Here is a 14,243-nt window from a genome sequence, read left to right on the forward strand (position 1 = left end):
GCCAATCTGACTTGAAATGCGGGCATTCTAGCGTTGGTTGCCCCTCACGCTTGAATCATTTATAGATACACTAAGAGACTTCTATACGTGCATGGGATAGCTTCGGAGCAACGTGCGATCGTCACAACGGTAACTCTTCAATGCAAGCTGAGGATGTCCTAAAAAAATATGCAGCAGGTGAACGCACCTTCGCTGGCGTCAACTTAAACGAAGCCAACCTGAGCGGTGCTGATCTCAGTGGGGCTGATTTGAGTGGTGCGAACTTGAGCGTGGCAAATCTGAGCGGAGCCAACTTAAGCGGCACCAACTTAAGCAAAGCGAAACTGAACGTGGCAAAACTTAGTGGCGCAAACCTAACCAACGCGAACCTGCACGAAGCCATTCTGAATGTTGCCAATCTCACACTTGCTGACTTAACGGGCGCTACCTTGAGCCAAGCATCCCTTGTACGAGCGGAACTGACTAGAGCAGACTTAAGTAGTGCGAACCTGAGCAACGCCAATTTAAGTGGAGCCGACCTCAAAGATGCCAAACTCAGAAATGCCGACCTGAGCAGCGCCAACCTTAGCCGCGCTGACCTTAAATGGACTGTTTTTACGGGCGCAAATCTTGCTGAAGCGAACCTCCACGGTAGTGACCTCAGCAGCGCCGATTGTAGTGGTGCCGACCTCAGCAGCACCGAATTACGACAGTCGAACCTTAGTCGTACTAATCTGCGAGGGGTTAACTTGAGTGGTGCAAACCTGCGTTGGGCTGACCTGAGCGGTGCTGACCTAAGTGGGGCTGATCTCAGTGGTGCCAAACTGAGCGGCGCAAACTTGACGGGCGCAAACTTGAGCAACACGAACCTGATTGGCACTACGTTAGTACACGTCGATCTCACACGGGCAAACCTGATTGGCGCAGACTGGGTAGGGGCTGATCTCAGTGGTGCCACCCTCACAGGGGCAAAGCTCTACGATGTACCGCGCTTTGGTGTAAAAACTGATGGCATGATCTGTGAGTGGGTTGACCTCAGCCCGATCGGGGATCAGAGCAGTATTTACCGCTTTTCTGGTGAGGAAACCACATTTTTTCATGCTGCGCCGCCCACGGTGCGCCTGATCATCGACGAAGTTTTTAACCAGGATGCCCATTATGCGCTGGCAGTCACGTATCGGCAGGTGGCACAGCACTACAACCTGATAGCCAACCCGCCTCATATTCAGGTTGGTCGTCGCCGTACAACGCTAACGTTTGAGCTACACCGCGATGATCAGCTTTTTTTGATGTGCTGCTTTGCCCTGTTGCCCTTTAAGGATGCACTAGAAGTCCAAAGCCGGACGATCGCCCTTCTGAAGCTGCTGCTGTCGGTGGAAATAGAGGAGCGATTTGCTGTGCTGGAGTGGTTCCAACCATTCAAAACAACGCTGACGCAAACGCTGACACAGGTCAGTGATTTTAAGCTCTCAGAGGGTTCCCTGAAAGCACTTGGCAAGATTCCCTTCTTTCAAGCTCCAACAAAAACAACGCTGGTTAATTCCACCAATCAAAGCTTGCCTTTGTATAGCCATCCACTCTTTGGCAAACGGATGATAGCCATTGATCCCGCTGGAGGGACGATCGCCCCTCACTCCACGGCTGCACCCATTCTTCCCTCGTTGACTGGGTTAGTCAATTTTATTCAGGGCTTTCATGGGCGGTGAGGGGAGAGGAGGCTGAAGGCTAAATTAACCCAAAACTCTCCACAGTTGAAAGGCGATCGCGAAGACGGTAAGCCAGAGTAAGACGCTCCAGCGAGTGAGTTGGAGGGCGCGATCGAGGGTGTCTGCGGTAATGGGCTGCACGGCATTACCTAGTAACGGCTTGAGTTTAGCAACGCCCTGATACCAGTTGATTCCACCCACCTGAACGTCTAAAGCGGCGGCATAGGCACATTCACTCCAGCCAGAATTGGGGCTGGGGTCTTGGGGTGCATCGCGCTGACAAAGCCGCCAGACGTGGAGCGGTCTTCGGGAGAGCAGAGCGATCGTCAGCACCGTCAGTCGACAGGGAACCCAGGTCAAGGCATCCTCTGTTTTGGCACTGAACCAGCCTAAGTCGGTGTAAGGCGCATCACGATAACCAACCATTGAATCCAGCGTACTAGAGGCTTTGTATGCCAGCGCTAGCGGTACACTACCAATACCCGGCAGCATGGCCCCTACCAGAGCGTAGAACAACGGCGCAAGCACTCCATCTGTTGCGTTCTCTGTCACGGTCTCAAACATGGCTCGTAAGATGTCTGGAATGATCAAGCGATCGGTGTCACGACCCACGTATTGGCTCAAGCGCAAACGGGCATTGACTAGATCCCCTACTGCCAACGGTTCTAACACGTCGCTTACTGCGTCTCTTAGGCTTCTGGCGGCAAAGCAGCTTGCTAGTAGGATAGTTGCAACAACGGTGCCCAATAGCGGCTCAAGGTGATTGGCAATCGCCACCACTAACCAACCCACCAACCCACTGCCCACGATGCAACTGCCACCCAGAACGACTCCAGCGCAACGCAACGCAGCTGGGGTGTGCAAAGCAGAAAACGCTAATCGGGTAAAGTGAGCAATCATCCAGCCGATCCCCTGTACTGGATGCCACCAGCCTTTAGGATCGCCAATCAGATAATCCAGCGCTGCTGCAAAAACTAAAATCGCGATCGAAGAAACGCGCGTAGAGGCATAAAACGTGCTAATGGACAGACGAGCGTGCTCCCGCTAAACATGAGGATAATATTACAATCTATTACGTCCCCCCAGGGACAGGGAGCGCTATGCCGCAAAATTAACTACGAGTGGTAATTGAGTCTGACATCGGTGCGTGACTCACGTGTTCAGGTTCTCTAAGCGTTCAGGTATGCTTAATGCTTGTCTGGATGCAGATGTTTCTGAGTGCTGCAAGCGTATCGATCGAAACCATTGTGGTCATCCGCGACGGGAGTCCCGGCGAGGCTGCCCTGGTTTCAGGATAGATTCAGCCTGAGTGGAAGTTTTTCCCTCTAACCACGGCCAGTAACACCAACGGTTACATTCTTCTGGAGGAATCCATCAATGAGTATTGTCACGAAATCGATCGTGAATGCAGATGCTGAAGCTCGCTACCTCGGCCCTGGCGAACTCGATCGCATCAAGAACTTCGTCACCACCGGCGAACGGAGATTGCGGATTGCCCAAACATTGACCGAATCCCGCGAGCGTATCATCAAGCAAGCTGGCGATCAAATGTTCCAAAAGCGTCCCGACATTGTTTCGCCCGGCGGCAACGCTTACGGTGAAGAAATGACCGCTACCTGCCTGCGTGACCTCGACTATTACCTGCGTCTGGTGACCTACGGTGTGGTTGCTGGTGATGTAACTCCGATTGAAGAAATCGGTATTGTCGGCGTACGTGAGATGTACAACTCTCTAGGCACCCCCATCCCTGCTGTTGCAGAAGGCATTCGTGCAATGAAGAGTGTTGCATCTGGTCTGCTGTCCGGTGAAGATGCGGCTGAAGCTGGTGCTTATTTCGATTACGTCATTGGCGCTATGCAGTAATGATTTCTGCATACTGCTAAGTATTTGAAGATTACGAAATTCTAAGGACTCAAAATCATGGCACAAGACGCAATCACTTCTGTAATCAATTCCGCTGACGTTCAAGGCAAATACCTGGACAGCAGCGCACTAGAAAAGTTGAAGGCATACTTCAACACTGGTGAACTTCGGGTTCGGGCAGCAGGCACCGTTAGCGCGAATGCGGCTGCGATCGTCAAAGAAGCAGTGGCAAAATCCTTGCTGTACTCTGACATCACTCGTCCCGGTGGCAACATGTACACCACCCGTCGCTATGCTGCGTGCATCCGCGACCTCGACTACTACCTCCGCTACGCAACCTATGCCATGCTGGCTGGCGATCCTTCCATCCTGGATGAGCGCGTGCTCAACGGTTTGAAAGAAACCTACAACTCCTTGGGCGTTCCCATTGCTGCGACCATTCAAGCAATCCAAGCCATCAAAGAAGTTGCGGCTGGTTTGGTTGGTTCTGACGCTGGTAAAGAGTTGGGTGTTTACCTCGACTACATCTCCTCTGGCTTGAGCTAGTCCTGAAAAGCGATGCATAGCAAGTGGTGAGTTATAGGTTGCTTTAACTTAAAACTCAAAACTTAGCCTTCAACGCTTTTAGAAGGTTTGGAAGTCTAGGGTGAGTGCTAGCTTGTCAAAGGCTAATTGCTGTAAGCGCTTGGTTTTAACGATCTAACATTGACTTTCGACTTCCAAACTTCTCCTCCAACCGCCTCTAAAGCTGATTGAAAACCGTTCATTTGACCGTTAGGTGAAACTGCTAGTTGCAAGAAAGCAACTGTTTCCTGGTAATGACGGCTACTTTTGTTCAGATGCAAAATTTCTTCCCTTACGCCCTTACTGTTACGCCCTTACTTAGGAGAAATCATTCCTATGCGCTTCTTTAAAATTACTGCTTGTGTTCCTAGTCAGACTCGCATTCGCACGCAGCGAGAACTGCAAAACACTTACTTTACAAAGTTAGTGCCCTACGATAACTGGTTTCGTGAGCAGCAACGCATTCAAAAACAGGGCGGCAAAATTATTAAGGTTGAACTAGCAACAGGTAAGCCTGGAGCGAACACAGGGCTTGCGTAACCCGTAACTAATGCAGAATGAAAAGGTGTGAATTCGTTCGGCAGACGCGGCTGAGGCAGCAAGTAACATCTGTTTCAGCATGACGATAAAGAGCCGAACAATCTCGATCCCCAACTGCAATTGATCGCCGTTTTCTTTAGTCAGCCATCAGACATTAGCTGCATTAAACGTAGAAGCAGCGATCGAGAAAACCCATTAATGCCACTAACAACTTCCTTGCCCCATTGCTAGATCTAGCGGTGGGGCAATTGCTTTAGTGCAGACAGGAGACGTCAGCCGATAGCGCTCAGGCTTTGTAAACAGAAAGGTTGCCGTCGCCCCAATAGCCTCAGTTTACTTACGTCTGCTACTAACTCTGATCGAAGATCACATTCAGTCAAGAACGGCTCTAGTCCCACAGGTAGATGGTTTCCACCAGGCACTTGTGTCACTTTGGATTCAAGTGTTTCTCAGCAACGGTTATGGACGACTTCAAGCTATCACTCGTCATCTTTTTGATCAAGGGTGGCTTTACGCTAGGGCAAGACTTTTCAATGGATGCTAATGGCGATCTAATTATTGGCACCCTGGAAACTTTTTCTGCCTTATCAGAGTTTATGGATTCCCTTCACTAGAGCAGAGTTACGCAGACCGCAGTGTTTGGGTCTGCCAATGACGCTGCTGAAGCTGGTGCATATGGTTAAACAGTTGCCAGCAGTATTGCTCTGGTAAGCCACATGTAACGGCACCCCGCAGTACGACGTTAAAGTACCAGTCGTTGGGTGCCATTTCCTCGTCAAGTTTATCAACCACTACATACGTCCGTACATTGGCATAGGGTTGGTTCTGGAAGTGTATTTCGACTGTTTCGTGCCGATAGCCGCCGCTAGGAACCTCTTCACGTTCATCCAGGCGATCGCTCAAGCGCCAAGGCAATTGGTACAAAACCCCTTCTACCGATGCGGTTGGGTCCTTCACTACATCCAGTACACCACAGTTGCGATGAAGCGATCGACGGTAAAAGCCAAGCCTATAACCCTTCAGTGTGGCGGGTCCCAGCACAAACGGATGCGTTAGTTCACCTAGCGTGCGCTTTAAATCAACAGGGCACATGCAAGAACCATAGGCAAAGTAGTAAAACGTTGGCTCAATAGGGTGAACCTGCGTTTGCTGAACGGTCTCTTGGGCAATCAACGGAGCCTGTGCTTTGCTGCGATCGAAGGATTTGACCATTACGTTTAGGGGGAGTGGGACGAAAAAGCTTCGAGCGATCTTACAACCTAGAGTACCCTATTCCGATAAGAAAACTGTAGATTCATCTGACCGGAGGAGGCAAACCTCAATAGAAGCAGTGATTGAGACAAAAATGCTGCTTTTGCTGAAGTTTAATTCAACTTCTTGTAGAACGCCTGATCATGGCAAGCAATTTATCGACTCTTCAGCAAGTGCGCTATCCTTACGTAGCTCTTAGCGCAAGCTTCATGGTTATTTGAGTAGATTTCACTAGAGGTGTTAGCACTGTTAGTCTCTAGAGGGTCTTGATTTTGGAGTGTTTTCGCTGTTGCCAAAGACATCTCAGGGTGACTATTAGCGTTCCAGACGCAGGACTCGCCCCTGGTGGTCAGTGCGATAGATCCAGCGTTGGTTGGCATTCGCGAAAACCACTCGCCATCCTTTAACCAGTGCTTGAGTGCAGATTTCCTCTGGTGCTGCCATGTCCAAGCAACCGTCATTCCAGGTCTTTGGTTCGGCTTCAATAAGCTTTAGCTTTGCCAGCGGCAATTGGGTGCGTTGGCTCAAGTCTTGACGCAGACGAGCCACTACGATCGCGGGCATTTCGCTTGTAACACTTGCGATCGACTGACCTGCAAAATTCTGGCTACCCAGCGTCGTGCCAACTGTAACGAACGTGATCGGTTGAGCCAGCGCACGGGATGGCAGTAGCAACCCCATTAACAGCAGCCCCAAGAACACGATCGACAGACTAACTCGCCTCAATCGCTGTAGGGCTGATAGAAACCGCGATTCTAACGGAGCGGAAAAGGGCTGCAACAGTAGGTGCCTCATATAAACGAAGCGCTTATTTCCTAACACCGAATCGCTTGACGTTAAGTCAACAGGACTTGAACGATCGTCTTAAAAGCTTCGTCCTACGACTGGGATCTGCTGCCATAGCTTATTAAAGGTAGTGGGGTGCAAGACTCGCCACGCGGCTAAGACAGCAACCGCCACGAGCGCTACTGTCAGTAGATTATAAAAGATTTGTCCAGGACGAAACGATCGCCGAGTCACTGGTTGCCGAGCCACTGGTTGTCGAACCACTGATTGAGAGTAGCTCTGTACAGGCTGGCTCGGCTTTTGTCGTGTTACAACCGCCGCCGATGTTGCTCTACTAGCGGTCGCTGGTACGACTGCTCCAACCGTTAAACGCATTAGATGGAGTTGGTTTGCCACAACGGGCGGCTTACGTGCCGAGCGGCTCCATTGCACCAGCACAGTTAGCGGTAGTCCACACAGGTTAGGCGTGTTCAACATCCGCAAGCGTTGAATCAACCCCTGATCGTTGGCGGCTACAACCACTAAACCTTCTGGACGGTTACGCGCCAGCCCATATGCTGCTTGAGCTGTTGTTAACGACAGCCGACTCTTCTTACTTAACGTGTGTCCTTCAGCAGGCTTGAGGGCGGAATGTTGGGCGATCGACGTCGTAGCTTTCCAACCACTCTGGGGGAAAAAGCGGATAAATTCCTTTGCGGTGCGCGACTGAGCAGGCTCGATCGCGTGGTCGCATAGCATTTGAATTTCTTCTAGCACCGCTTTAGGAATAAAGCATTCTCCAAGGCGCGAAAATTCTTGCCAGTGTTTTGCACCACTCGCCATAAGCGCACTGATGTCAAGCAAAATTAGAAAGGGAGGGAGGGCAGCCATAGCAGCATTATAAAAAAGAGGGTGAGAATCAGGCTTAAATTGAGAGGATTTGCAAGGATAAATGATCTAAATATGAAGCTGCGTAACATTCGTTGCTGAAAGATTGAGAAATGATCCAGGAGTAAGCAGAAAGCCTTACCGTATAGGTTTACATTCCGTCCTAGAGGTAGGCTATGAGCAACATTTCAAGATATCGTTTAGTATGCACCCTATCATTCGGCGACATTTACGGTCAGATCATTGTCTGGTTGATCGTTATCTTTTTGAGCTTGGCATCAGCACTAGCATTGATGGGAGCCAGTAAGCCAATTTATGCAATTTCTGTCGTTGGCTTAATTCTAGTACTAACTCTACCGTTCTTGCTCTTTGCCTTCGTGACGACCTTACTGAATCACATTGAACTGAACGCCGTTGACCCAGCAGCAAGTCGGAGCAAGACCCCGACCTCAACGAACCCTAATCAGCGTCCAGTCCAAGCAGCAGGATGAACAACTTGGGGAGTGGGCAGTAGGAGTAGGGAGAACGTTTTGAGTTCGCTCTGGCGCTTCAATTGAGCCTCAAAGTTTGGGTTTCTCCCTGGGCAGCCCTCACTCCTCCCGCCTTCCTCTGACTTTCACTCCGTATCCATTGCTCCCACGTTTCAAAAAAGTTCCTTGTCTTTTGGCAGGGAACTTTCTATTTTGGCAGGATAGATAAAGCTATTTTTTCTGGCGATCGCACTATGTTTGAGCACGACGTAATCATTGTGGGTGGTGGCTTGGCGGGAGCGCGAGCAGCCCTGGAAATTATTCGCACTGATCCAACGTTGAATGTGGCAATGGTGGCAAAGACGCACCCCATTCGATCGCACTCCGTTGCGGCTCAGGGTGGTATGGCTGCCTCACTCAAGAATGTAGACACTGCCGACAGTTGGGAAGCACACGCCTTCGATACGGTTAAAGGTGCTGATTATCTGGCTGATCAGGATGCAGTTGAGCTACTGACTCGTGAAGCCCCCGATGTGGTGATCGATCTCGAACACATGGGTGTGCTGTTCTCCCGCTTGCAAGATGGACGGATTGCACAGCGAGCCTTTGGCGGACACACCCACAACCGCACCTGCTATGCTGCCGACAAAACGGGACACGCCATTTTGCATGAGTTGGTCTGCAATCTGCTGAGTCGCGGTGTCACTATCTATGACGAATGGTATGTGCTGCGGCTGATTTTAGAGGACGGACAGGCGAAGGGTGTGGTGATGTACCACATTGAAGATGGTCAGGTAGAGATCGTCCGTGCCAAGGCAGTTATGTTCGCGACAGGCGGCTACGGGCGGGTCTACAACACTACGTCTAATGACTATGCCTCAACGGGTGATGGGCTTTCCATGACGGCACTGGTCGGTTTGCCCCTGGAGGATATGGAGTTTGTGCAGTTCCATCCCACTGGGCTGTATCCCGTTGGTGTACTGATTTCTGAAGCCGTGCGGGGAGAAGGTGCCTACCTGATTAACAGTGATGGGCGACGGTTTATGGAAGACTATGCGCCTAGCCGGATGGAGCTTGCCCCCCGTGACATTACCTCTAGAGCCATCACCCGTGAAATTCGTGCTGGGAGGGGTGTGCATCCTGATGGCAGAGCAGGAGGACCATGTGTTTATCTGGATCTGCGCCACATGGGTCGGGAAAAAATCATGAGCCGCGTGCCCTTTTGCTGGGAAGAAGCGCATCGTTTGGTCAATGTGGATGCTGTAACGCAGCCAATGCCAATTCGCCCCACCGTGCACTATTCAATGGGCGGGATTCCAGTCAATACAGATGGGCAGGTCAGACGTAGCGCGGATGAGCTAGTAGATGGCTTCTTTGCAGCAGGTGAGGCTGCGTGTGTGTCGGTGCATGGAGCCAATCGGCTGGGTAGTAACTCTTTGCTAGAGTGCGTCGTGTATGGACGGCGGACGGGTGCCGCGATCGCCCATTACATTCAAGACCGCAAACTGCCTGATGTAGACGAAGCGCGTTATCTCAACGAAGCACAGAAACAGATTCAGACACTACTAGACCAACCGGGACAGTATCGCATTGCCGAATTACGTCAGGCGTATCAAGACTGCATGACCGAGCATTGCGGCGTGTTTCGTACCGATGCCGTGATGCGCGAGGGTTTGACACAGCTTAAAGCCCTTCAGCAGCGCTACAGCCAGGTGCGTCTGGACGATAAGGGTAAGCTATGGAACACAGAAATTACGGAAGCACTGGAGCTACGTAACTTGATGCTGGTAGGCGAGATGATTCTCACTGCTGCGTTAAACCGTCAGGAAAGCAGAGGCTCTCATTCTCGCGAAGATTACCCCGATCGCGATGATGCAAACTTCCTGAAGCACACGCTGACATATTACTCTCCGGCAGGCATTGATATCAGCTATAAACCTGTAGTTATTACGATGTTTCAACCGCAGGAGCGCAAGTATTAAGCTAAAACACCCAAATCTCTCTTAGGTCGAATGCCAAAGGTGATAAGCCGACTCTAGGGTAGAGGATGCATTCGTCTTACTCAAAGCTTTCTCTTTGCTTCTAGATCGATTTTCAACAGCGTTAATTTTACCTTTTGCAAGATGTATTGAAGCATTTTTTAAGGGGTAGCGCTGAAAGAAAATTGCCCTAAGTTAGCCAACAGTTAGTATGAGACATCATGCTGTAGGGTCACTTGTTGCTTAGAGATCTCATGGTTCGGTTATTGCGCTCTCAGTGGTTGAGATACGCCGTCAGTGTGTTAACTGTTTTCACAGCATGGCTATTGACACAACTCTTTAGCACTTGGGCGATCGTGGCTCCCATTTCGCTCTTAGCGTGTCTCATCGCCGTGCTTTTGAGCGCCTGGTATGGTGGCGTGGGGGCAGGGCTACTGGCTACCGGAACATCAGCTCTAGTCTACAGCTATTACTTTCTAAACCCAGTAGAGTCTTTAGCCAGTAGTGGTGACAATGCCGTTGCTTTGGGACTATTTGGTGTCAGTGGCACTTTAACAAGTCTACTGTGTGGCAAGCTTCAGGATACTAGCCAGAACCTTGAAGGACGTGAACGCAGCGCAAAGCAGCAGTCAGAACTTTATCAGCAAGCGCAGCAATTCAACACTAATTTGGAGCTAGAAGTGCAACGGCGCACGGCTCAATTACAGTTGGCATCAGATTTTGAAGCCGCACTCAAACGCATTACCGATAAAGTGCGCGACAGCTTGGATGAAGCCCAAATTCTGCAAGCAGCGGTGCAGGAGCTTGGTGTGGGTATGGGGGTCAATAGTTGTAATGCTGGACTCTACGATCTGGACGCAGGGACATCCACGATCGCTTACGAATACAACCCGTCAATCCTGTCCTTTAAAGGACACGTGACTGAGATGTCTGAGTATTCAGCGCTATACGCACAACTTTTGGCAGGGCAATATTGTCAGTTTTGTCCTTTGCATATCAGCCCGATGCGAGGACGGGTAGCTATTCTTGCGTGTCCTATCGAAGACCATCAAGAGGTGTTGGGCGATTTGTGGCTCATCTCCGATCGCGATTACGGCTTCAAAGATTTGGATTTGCGGCTAGCAAAACAGGTTGCGAATCAGTGTGCGATCGCCTTGCGACAAGCCAGACTTTATCATGCTGCCCAGAGACAAGTAGAAGAATTGGAGGCGCTTAACCAGCTCAAAGACGACTTTCTCAGTACCGTTTCGCACGAGCTACGAACCCCAGTGTCGAACATGAAGATGTCGATTCGTATGCTAGAGTTGGCGCTGTCGCGGCTGACCCCCAACGTACTCCTGGAACCGAAACCAGCTCAATATTTGCAGATCTTACGGGACGAGTGCGATCGCGAAATCATCCTTATCAATGATTTGCTTGATTTGCAGCGTCTAGAAGCAGGCACGTATGTCGCTGAACGTGAAGCACTTTGTTTGCAAAACTGGCTGCCGTCGCTTGTAGCAGGGTTCCAGGAACGTGCTCAAAGTCGTCAACAAACGCTGCACGTCATACTTAAGCCCGATTTGCCTACCTTATCGGTTGATGCAGTGAGTCTGGAGCGCATTCTCACCGAGCTGCTCAACAATGCTTGTAAGTACACGCCCCCCGGCGAGACAATCATGGTGATTGGAAGCATGGAATTTGGCAGCGTGCAGTTGCAAGTGAGGAACACGGGCATTGAAATTGAGCCTGGTGAACTGAACCAGATCTTTAAAAAGTTTTATCGGATTGTGGGCAGCGATCGTTGGAAGCAAGGTGGCACCGGGTTAGGGCTAACTCTTGTGCAAAAATTAGCGGCACAAATAGGCGCAGTGCTCCACGTTGAGAGTGCGTCTAACCAAACGACGTTTACGCTCGATCTGGTAGACTCAGCCATTGACCAGAAACGAGATTTGGTGGACAATTCTGCGCTATCAGCGACCTAATTCATGTGTGCTCAAAATCTCACTCGCTACCCCTACCCCTCTGGACGGCGTGTTGTGATGGGCAAACGGGGCGCGATCGCCACCAGTCAGCCATTGGCAGCACTGGCAGGGATGGAAATGCTCTGGCAGGGTGGCAATGCGGTGGATGCAGCACTGGCAACCGCGATCGCCCTTACTGTCGTGGAACCGACCTCTAACGGCATTGGCTCCGATGCATTTGCGCTAGTCTGGGATGGCAAGCTGCATGGTTTGAATGCCTCTGGTCGCAGTGCCCACGCGCTAACGCTGGAGCACTTTGCAGGAATGGATCGCGTCCCCCAGCAGGACTGGCTGAGTGTGACAGTGCCGGGGGCGGTTTCAGCATGGCGATCATTGTGGGAGCGGTGGGGACGGCTGCCGTTTGAGCAACTGTTTGCACCCGCCATTCGCTACGCCGAGGAGGGCTACCCCGTTTCGCCAGAGACGGCGCTTGCGTGGAAGCAGGCAGAAAAAACCTACTTGCCGCTTCAGGGAGAAGCCTTTCAGACGTTTAAACAGGTTTTCTTTCCGGGCGATCGCGCACCCGCAGCAAGTGAAGTCTGGCACAGTCCCGCTCATGCAGAAACGCTACGGACGATCGCGCAGAGCGGGGGCGACAGCTTTTATACCGGAGCGCTGGCAGAAAAAATCGCTGCCTTTGCGGCTGCAACGGGAGGGCTATTAACTCAAGCAGATTTTGCTACACACCGAGCCGATTGGGTCGAGCCGATCGCCACTGACTATCGCGGCACAACCGTTTGGGAAATTCCTCCCAATGGGCAGGGAATCGCGGCACTGATGGCGCTGAATCTGCTGGAAGGCTTTGATCTCAGCCGTTATCCGCGTGAATCGCCAGAAGTCTATCACTGGCAAATCGAAGCCATGAAGCTGGCGTTTGCTGATGCACATCGCTATGTTGCCGATGCTGGCACGATGATGCTTCCTCCCACGGCTCTGCTGAGTAAGGACTATGCACGCGATCATCGTTCGCTCATTCGCCATACTGCTCTGCCCCTTGCGGAACCTGGTTTGCCAAAAGGCGGTACGGTCTACCTGGCAGCATCTGATGGCGAGCTGATGGTGTCATTCATCCAGTCGAACTATATGGGCTTTGGCAGCGGCATTCTTGTACCAGGAACGGGAATCGCGTTGCATAATCGCGCTACAGGCTTCACGTTAGAAGCGGGACACCCAAATCAAATTGCGCCTCACAAGCGTCCCTTTCACACCATTATTCCTGGGTTTCTCACCCGTGATGGGCAACCGCTAGGACCGTTTGGCGTGATGGGTGCGGCAATGCAGCCCCAAGGACACCTTCAGGTGGTGGTTAATCTGGTGGACTACGGCATGAATCCTCAGGCAGCGCTAGATGCACCCCGTTGGCAGTTTATCCGCGACAATCTGGTGCTGCTAGAGCCAACCGTTTCTCCAACGATCGCCACAGCATTGGTTGATCGCGGACACACCATTCGACAGGGAAGCTTTTTCGGCAGAGGGCAAATGATTTTGAGCACTAATGGCGTTCTCGTTGCCGCCTCCGAGCCGAGAGCCGATGGACTGGCACTCGCATGGTAAGTCCTCCCAGTGGGTGAGCCATGGAGAGGAAGCACAATCCCCTACTGTTGACTAAACTACAGCTAACGTACAGTCGATCGCCGTCACTGCTAGAGGTGTAAAATGCTCAACAAATTACTCCGAGCCGTTGCCATCACTGTCGTCTTGAGCATTCTGATCTACAACGGGTTCATTGAAGCCAAACCTGCTCAAATAACGGTACAACCAGCATTGCCACCAGTTGATCTCAAATTGACACTCCCTTAACCGCTGCCGCTTAACTGATGACCTTGATTTTACACATCACAACCCGATCGCACTGGCAAACAGCACAGCAGGAAGGTGCTTATCGCCCTGATTCTCTAGAAACAGAAGGCTTTATCCACTGTTCTACCCCAGCGCAGGTAGTGGGTACTGCTAATGCCTATTATCACGGTCAGTCAGGCTTGGTACTGCTCTGCATCGAGACTGATCGCGTCGAGCCAGAGATCCGCTACGAAGCAGCCCACGGTGAATCTTTTCCTCATCTCTACGGTGCGCTCAATCTAGAGGCGATGACGCAGGCGATCGACTTTGAGCCTGAAGCCGATGGCAACTTCACCTTACCGACCGCATTAAATTAACCTCAGAAAAGCTGATTAGCGGAGTATACCGATCCCAAGAGCCACTTAAGCTGAGAGTTTAGAGCCAGTGCCAGCGGCT

The 14,243-nt window shown here is 51.3% G+C and carries 15 protein-coding genes; 11 read left to right on the plus strand and 4 right to left on the minus strand.

The window, feature by feature from the left end:
* The first annotated feature begins 140 nt into the window (after positions 1-140).
* Complete coding sequence (locus H6F86_RS12990) at positions 141-1,685, plus strand: pentapeptide repeat-containing protein (protein WP_190449018.1); 1,545 nt, start codon at positions 141-143, stop codon at positions 1,683-1,685.
* A 24-nt stretch (positions 1,686-1,709) separates the two neighbouring features.
* Here H6F86_RS12990 and cbiB read toward each other — a convergent pair whose 3' ends face one another.
* Complete coding sequence (gene cbiB / locus H6F86_RS12995) at positions 1,710-2,708, minus strand: adenosylcobinamide-phosphate synthase CbiB (protein WP_190449063.1); 999 nt, start codon at positions 2,706-2,708, stop codon at positions 1,710-1,712.
* Between the two features lie 354 nt (positions 2,709-3,062).
* Between cbiB and apcA the strand changes: the two genes are divergently transcribed.
* The 4 genes from apcA to H6F86_RS13015 all read left to right on the plus strand — a co-directional run bounded on the left by apcA (position 3,063) and on the right by H6F86_RS13015 (position 5,266).
* Positions 3,063-3,548, plus strand: coding sequence for an allophycocyanin subunit alpha (apcA, locus tag H6F86_RS13000; RefSeq protein WP_190449019.1), 486 nt, complete (start codon positions 3,063-3,065; stop codon positions 3,546-3,548).
* A 57-nt stretch (positions 3,549-3,605) separates the two neighbouring features.
* Positions 3,606-4,094, plus strand: coding sequence for an allophycocyanin subunit beta (apcB, locus tag H6F86_RS13005; protein ID WP_190449020.1), 489 nt, complete (start codon positions 3,606-3,608; stop codon positions 4,092-4,094).
* 354 nt (positions 4,095-4,448) lie between these two features.
* A complete protein-coding gene (locus H6F86_RS13010; RefSeq protein ID WP_190449021.1) occupies positions 4,449-4,652 on the plus strand; it encodes a phycobilisome linker polypeptide in 204 nt (67 codons plus the stop codon).
* A 461-nt stretch (positions 4,653-5,113) separates the two neighbouring features.
* Positions 5,114-5,266 (plus strand): hypothetical protein, encoded by a 153-nt coding sequence (locus tag H6F86_RS13015; RefSeq protein ID WP_190449022.1) that lies wholly within the window; start codon positions 5,114-5,116, stop codon positions 5,264-5,266.
* Positions 5,267-5,273: 7 nt separating this feature from the next.
* On the opposite strand, the gene H6F86_RS13020 is transcribed toward H6F86_RS13015, so the two are convergent.
* From H6F86_RS13020 to H6F86_RS13030, 3 genes are all read right to left on the minus strand, one after another.
* Complete coding sequence (locus H6F86_RS13020) at positions 5,274-5,864, minus strand: gamma-glutamylcyclotransferase (RefSeq protein ID WP_190449023.1); 591 nt, start codon at positions 5,862-5,864, stop codon at positions 5,274-5,276.
* Between the two features lie 354 nt (positions 5,865-6,218).
* Positions 6,219-6,698 carry a hypothetical protein gene (locus H6F86_RS13025; protein WP_206756035.1) on the minus strand — a complete coding sequence of 160 codons (480 nt, stop codon included), beginning with the start codon at positions 6,696-6,698 and terminating at the stop codon, positions 6,219-6,221.
* A 69-nt stretch (positions 6,699-6,767) separates the two neighbouring features.
* A complete protein-coding gene (locus tag H6F86_RS13030; protein WP_190449025.1) occupies positions 6,768-7,559 on the minus strand; it encodes a PIN domain-containing protein in 792 nt (263 codons plus the stop codon).
* Between the two features lie 173 nt (positions 7,560-7,732).
* Here H6F86_RS13030 and H6F86_RS13035 point away from each other — a divergent pair, with 173 nt between their 5' ends.
* From H6F86_RS13035 to H6F86_RS13060, 6 genes are all read left to right on the plus strand, one after another.
* Entirely contained in the window at positions 7,733-8,047 is a 315-nt protein-coding gene (locus H6F86_RS13035) for a hypothetical protein (protein ID WP_190449026.1), read from the plus strand.
* A gap of 233 nt (positions 8,048-8,280) precedes the next feature.
* Entirely contained in the window at positions 8,281-10,008 is a 1,728-nt protein-coding gene (locus tag H6F86_RS13040) for a succinate dehydrogenase/fumarate reductase flavoprotein subunit (protein WP_190449027.1), read from the plus strand.
* A gap of 251 nt (positions 10,009-10,259) precedes the next feature.
* Positions 10,260-11,969 carry an ATP-binding protein gene (locus H6F86_RS13045; protein WP_199321931.1) on the plus strand — a complete coding sequence of 570 codons (1,710 nt, stop codon included), beginning with the start codon at positions 10,260-10,262 and terminating at the stop codon, positions 11,967-11,969.
* 3 nt (positions 11,970-11,972) lie between these two features.
* Entirely contained in the window at positions 11,973-13,562 is a 1,590-nt protein-coding gene (locus tag H6F86_RS13050) for a gamma-glutamyltransferase family protein (RefSeq protein WP_190449028.1), read from the plus strand.
* 102 nt (positions 13,563-13,664) lie between these two features.
* A complete protein-coding gene (locus H6F86_RS13055) occupies positions 13,665-13,808 on the plus strand; it encodes a hypothetical protein (RefSeq protein ID WP_190449029.1) in 144 nt (47 codons plus the stop codon).
* Between the two features lie 17 nt (positions 13,809-13,825).
* Complete coding sequence (locus tag H6F86_RS13060; RefSeq protein ID WP_190449030.1) at positions 13,826-14,164, plus strand: DUF952 domain-containing protein; 339 nt, start codon at positions 13,826-13,828, stop codon at positions 14,162-14,164.
* Positions 14,165-14,243: the final 79 nt, after the last annotated feature.

It is taken from the genome of Phormidium sp. FACHB-592 (assembly GCF_014695795.1).
GTDB lineage: Bacteria > Cyanobacteriota > Cyanobacteriia > Leptolyngbyales > Leptolyngbyaceae > Stenomitos.

Coding starts and splice junctions, on each gene's coding strand:
- H6F86_RS12990 (WP_190449018.1), top strand. CDS start 141: ATGCAAGCTGAGGATGTCCTAAAAAAATATGCAGCAGGTGAACGCACC.
- apcA (WP_190449019.1), top strand. CDS start 3,063: ATGAGTATTGTCACGAAATCGATCGTGAATGCAGATGCTGAAGCTCGC.
- apcB (WP_190449020.1), top strand. CDS start 3,606: ATGGCACAAGACGCAATCACTTCTGTAATCAATTCCGCTGACGTTCAA.
- H6F86_RS13010 (WP_190449021.1), top strand. CDS start 4,449: ATGCGCTTCTTTAAAATTACTGCTTGTGTTCCTAGTCAGACTCGCATT.
- H6F86_RS13015 (WP_190449022.1), top strand. CDS start 5,114: ATGGACGACTTCAAGCTATCACTCGTCATCTTTTTGATCAAGGGTGGC.
- H6F86_RS13020 (WP_190449023.1), bottom strand. CDS start 5,864: ATGGTCAAATCCTTCGATCGCAGCAAAGCACAGGCTCCGTTGATTGCC.
- H6F86_RS13025 (WP_206756035.1), bottom strand. CDS start 6,698: ATGAGGCACCTACTGTTGCAGCCCTTTTCCGCTCCGTTAGAATCGCGG.
- H6F86_RS13030 (WP_190449025.1), bottom strand. CDS start 7,559: ATGGCTGCCCTCCCTCCCTTTCTAATTTTGCTTGACATCAGTGCGCTT.
- H6F86_RS13035 (WP_190449026.1), top strand. CDS start 7,733: ATGAGCAACATTTCAAGATATCGTTTAGTATGCACCCTATCATTCGGC.
- H6F86_RS13040 (WP_190449027.1), top strand. CDS start 8,281: ATGTTTGAGCACGACGTAATCATTGTGGGTGGTGGCTTGGCGGGAGCG.
- H6F86_RS13045 (WP_199321931.1), top strand. CDS start 10,260: ATGGTTCGGTTATTGCGCTCTCAGTGGTTGAGATACGCCGTCAGTGTG.
- H6F86_RS13050 (WP_190449028.1), top strand. CDS start 11,973: ATGTGTGCTCAAAATCTCACTCGCTACCCCTACCCCTCTGGACGGCGT.
- H6F86_RS13055 (WP_190449029.1), top strand. CDS start 13,665: ATGCTCAACAAATTACTCCGAGCCGTTGCCATCACTGTCGTCTTGAGC.
- H6F86_RS13060 (WP_190449030.1), top strand. CDS start 13,826: ATGACCTTGATTTTACACATCACAACCCGATCGCACTGGCAAACAGCA.